Genomic DNA, 4,279 nt, shown 5'->3' with positions numbered 1-4,279 from the left:
GCAAGAACTCGAAGATAGCATTCTCGCCGCAGGAGAGGTAATTACCCCAGTTTTGTTACTGCGGGATACCAACGAACTAATTGATGGGGAGCGGCGGACTCGTGTAGCTTGCAAACTAAACATGGTGGTGAAGTACCGTCGTCTCGATGTTAGCGACGATGTAGCGGCTGATTATGTGACGTTGGTAAACATCAAAAGAACGGATCTCAACCCCATCGACGAGACTAATTCGGTTCTAGATACCATTGCTCGCAAATTAAATTTAGATAGTCGCGAAGCCGCTGCTACGTTAATCCGTCAAATTAAGAATGAGCTGGGCGGTCAAGTATCTAAGAATAACGTTATTCTTAAAGATACAGCTCAGACGATCGAAAGCTGTATTAAGCAATTTACTAAAGGTAGCTTGAGTTTAACCTCCTTTGCTAGCAATCGTCTCAAGCTATTGAATATTCCTGAAGAAATCAAATTAGCAATTTCTAGCGGGGAAGTTGATTATACCAAGGGTACTGAAATTGCCAAGATTAAGGATGAAAAAGAAAGAGAGAAGCTGCTAAAACGAACGATTGAAGAGGACTTGAGCATTCGGGATGTCAAGAAAATAGCAGCTTCAGTTAAACCATCAAAAAAATCTGGAGATAAAGATTCGAGTCATATAGAAAATCTCATTTACAATGAAAGTGGCGCACCCAAATCAGAACTCAAACCTCATCTGCCTGCAACCGAACCCGTTAATGAGTTAGAATCTGACATTAAAGAAGATCTAAGTGTCACAATTGAAGCAAAAAGCGAACTAATATTACATGCAATTAGAAATAAATCCCTGTCTTTGGAAACCACACGAGAGTTGAATCTAATGCTCGATCGAGTAATTCTGCTGTTGAATTAATTCACTAAGATTAAATGATTATTCAAGTTCACTCCAAGAAGGTAAAAAAATGTCCCGCCAATCAAACATTCTGACGATTATCAAAGCTGAAGATTTTCTATCGACTGAAGCCAAATCAGGTACCGTACTAGAACATACCGATACAAATAAAGCAAAAAAGGCTTCTTCAAAGAAGACCTCTGCTAAAAGTTTAGTGAGTACTGAATCGATTCCTGAATTAACTAATGAGACACCTTTAGGGAGTGGAACCGACCGGACTACTCAGAAAAAATCTAAAAAATATTGCTCTAAGGAAAAAGCTGCGGTGCTGCAAGCTACTGTTTCAGCAGTCAAAGACAACACACTGGTAGCAGCAGATCCTCAAATAGTTAAGAAAATTCTGCCACCGCTCCCAGAACGTACTCCAGCAGACGCTTACCATATAGTTACAAAATATAACTATCAGCGACAGAGCCGAAAAATATTCAAATTGTTACCGCCAGCAACATTAGATTGGATCGCCGAGCAAATGAAAACATGCACGGGTAGAGTGGCTGATAACTTAGCCGTCTATAAATGTCGGCTGTTTATGCCAAGCAAACTAATTGCAATTTTCTGTGAGGATTTAATAAAGGTATTATTTGCAAATCCTTCAATCGTCATTCCTACGTGGAATGTTTTGACAGATAACACCCTAACAATTCGCGCCAAACATCAAAAATTATCCGAAATTGGCTGGACGGTCGAGGCAATTCCTGAATGTCGCAAAGGAACTAGACCGAATTTTATAAAAATATATTTATTAGGTCAATTGCTAGAACATGGCATCGCTGATAACTAATTTACGTAAATAACTATGATGGATGTATAATTGCACACATGCTCAAAACTACGGCTGTGATTTAATGTGTTAAGCAATTAAATCCCAGACTTATTATGGAAACAACAAAATTAGAAGGTGATATTAAGCCTAACGATTCGATCGAAGCACGTCAATCTGAAAATAAAAAGGATTGGATTCTATCGCACGGATCTGAGCTGCTAAAGACATCTTTACTTGCTGGTTACAGTGTAAATCTTCGATACCTCGAAGAAAGATTGGCAATCGAGCATCCTGAATTTCTTCTGCCAACCGATATATATGTTAACCGAACTGACAGTCCTCCAAGTTTTTGTCTTGATGCTTGCAGTAAAGTCAATGGATCGTATTGCTCTAACAGTCGTTATCAAAAAGGTAAGTATTTTTTGACTCTAGATAATTATCTAGGCAAACATACTATTGTTAAGGAAATTACTGCTCCAGCTTCAACTTTAAATCTTCTTGAGATCGTTGAAGAAGAAGAGTTTGTTCTTGAGGTTAAAGGTGCCGATCGTGAACTAGATAGCTATGAGTGCGAAAAAAAGGACTGGATTTTCAGTTGTGGTTCGGATGTCCTTCAGCAATCCGTTCTCTATGGCTATGATTCAACCGATCGGTACGTTCGGGAACGGCTGGAAATCGAACACCCAGGATTCGATCGAGTAAATAAATCCGATTATCAAAGAGCTGATAGTCCGCCAGAATATTGTCTGCAAGCTTGCTTGAGTGAAGATAGCTCTTATTGTGCGGAGCAAAAACATTATCCCTACGGATATTATTTGACTGTTAATGACTACCTGGGCAGACACCAAATTGCCAAGGAAATCGTGGAGCCATCAACTAGTGCGATTGATAAAAGTTCGGAGCACGACAATGACTCAAGATCGAAAAAGTTACAGCGCAGTCATAAACCGTTGGCGATATTTCCTTTTGCTGCTGCTGTTGTTACTTGCTTTGCATTAATACCTTTTGCTGCTTATTATTTTACCTTTTCGCGGACTCGAAATCCTTACCCAATTTCAGAAGCAGCCTCAGATATCGAATCCGAGATAGTACAGCTACGTATTCAAAGAACCGGACTTCCTGAAGTCCCCTATAGTTCTAACAAAGAAGAACTATCCGCAGCAGTTAGAGAAGAGTTAAAGTCTTTGTCTAGTCAAGAATCTAGGATCGAGCAAGAAATGAAACTGAATCAAAAATTGCTAAAGGAGCTAAAGTCTAAACCATAAGTAAATACTGCCGATTTAACTTCACTTTTTTACAAGATAGTAATCTGTGACTATCCTACTTTCGATCGACAACAATTAACAAGCTAGAATTTAATCTAAAAAATAGATGATTCATCAACCTTTGCCCCAAATTCTAGCTGTTTACAGGGTGACATTTGGAGTTCTACTCTCCTGTAGCGCACTGCTTGCAGTTTACCAAACTTACTATAAACTTCATGACGAGGATTAAAGAAAGATTGAGTGAATTAAAGTCGCAGCTCGAAAATATTCATCTAGCTCAAACTTGCCGTTCTCATTTTGAAAATGGCACATCATAAGCTCGCAACATAAATTCCCAGGGTTTCCCAATCGCTTCTTAAATTCGCCAACAGTATTCGTATCCTGTAGCCATCGCAATTTGTAAGTCAATATCAACTATTAAAATACTAATGTCGCGTTTTGGCAATACGTTTTTATCTGCGTCAAAGCGCGATCGAGAGAATCAAAACCAAGCCAAGATAGATTTTATTCCTCATACTGTTTTTAGAAATCATTGCCACACATGATTTTAAGTGTTCGTTACCGACAGCATATATATCGTCAACTATTAGAAACGACGATAACGAACATTGAATCCTGCTGCATAAATAATCTGCTAGATCGATTGAGTTTACCTTTTTGTTGAAAAGCATACTTATAAGATAATTTCCTGAGACTATTTCTAGTTCGCAACAGTTGCCTTCAAGATCTTTGAAGTCATCGACCTGCGCTAAATACTTTCCACTATATCGATCGTGAAGTTCGCGGTAAAGATGGGTAGTTTCGGCTGAAGAAATAACTAAAATATTCATCCCAGATGCTATTAGCTCAGAAATTATTGAGGAAATTCTTTCGCGTTCTTGGTTATCTACTACCGCAATATTCCTAATATCTTTCAGAATAGTATCTTCCATATTCCTGCCTAGAGATTAAGGTAAATAGTCAGGGTGGTACGGAATATAACCCGTACTGCCCAATGCCTGAGTTGCCTCTCTCAACCACTTGTTCAGCCGCCTTTTTGATGGAGATGGCAACCAATCCGCCTTGAGAACATCCTCATAAGGAATATATTCGCTGAAAATCTTATTCTTAACCGACGGATCGACAATCATTTCAGGGAAAACAATCGACTTAAACCCATACTGCTCAAGGTATTTAGCAATCTGCTTATCCTGGTCGAACCATTTCCACTGAATATTTGTGGCAGCACCATGATTTAAGACTAAGACGTGGGGAATCTTGCCTTTGCTACTCTCTACTGAATCTTTAAAAAGCTGAAGTGATTCAGAAGTACCGTTCGTGACAAAG

The 4,279-nt window shown here is 39.0% G+C and carries 4 protein-coding genes and 1 pseudogene; 3 read left to right on the top strand and 2 right to left on the bottom strand.

The window, feature by feature from the left end; translation table 11 throughout:
- The 3 genes from ACEW9J_RS16925 to ACEW9J_RS16915 form a co-directional block, all read left to right on the top strand.
- Positions 1–886: ParB/RepB/Spo0J family partition protein (locus tag ACEW9J_RS16925; RefSeq protein WP_373546280.1), on the top strand; the 886-nt coding region annotated here is incomplete at its 5' end.
- A 49-nt stretch (positions 887–935) separates the two neighbouring features.
- A complete protein-coding gene (locus ACEW9J_RS16920; RefSeq protein WP_373546279.1) occupies positions 936–1,706 on the top strand; it encodes a hypothetical protein in 771 nt (256 codons plus the stop codon).
- A gap of 95 nt (positions 1,707–1,801) precedes the next feature.
- Entirely contained in the window at positions 1,802–2,953 is a 1,152-nt protein-coding gene (locus ACEW9J_RS16915) for a hypothetical protein (protein ID WP_373546278.1), read from the top strand.
- A 461-nt stretch (positions 2,954–3,414) separates the two neighbouring features.
- Here the strand turns inward: ACEW9J_RS16915 and ACEW9J_RS16910 are convergent, their stop codons facing one another.
- Together ACEW9J_RS16910 and ACEW9J_RS16905 are read right to left on the bottom strand one after the other, a co-directional pair.
- Positions 3,415–3,885, bottom strand: coding sequence for a hypothetical protein (locus tag ACEW9J_RS16910; protein ID WP_373546277.1), 471 nt, complete (start codon positions 3,883–3,885; stop codon positions 3,415–3,417).
- A gap of 15 nt (positions 3,886–3,900) precedes the next feature.
- Positions 3,901–4,279 (bottom strand): annotated as a pseudogene (locus ACEW9J_RS16905) (cobalamin biosynthesis protein CobQ); the annotation flags it as partial.

It is taken from the genome of Chamaesiphon sp. (assembly GCF_041737865.1).
Lineage (GTDB): Bacteria > Cyanobacteriota > Cyanobacteriia > Cyanobacteriales > Chamaesiphonaceae > Chamaesiphon.
Note: the sequence above shows the minus strand (reverse complement) of the source record. Positions and strands in the feature narration are given on the sequence as shown.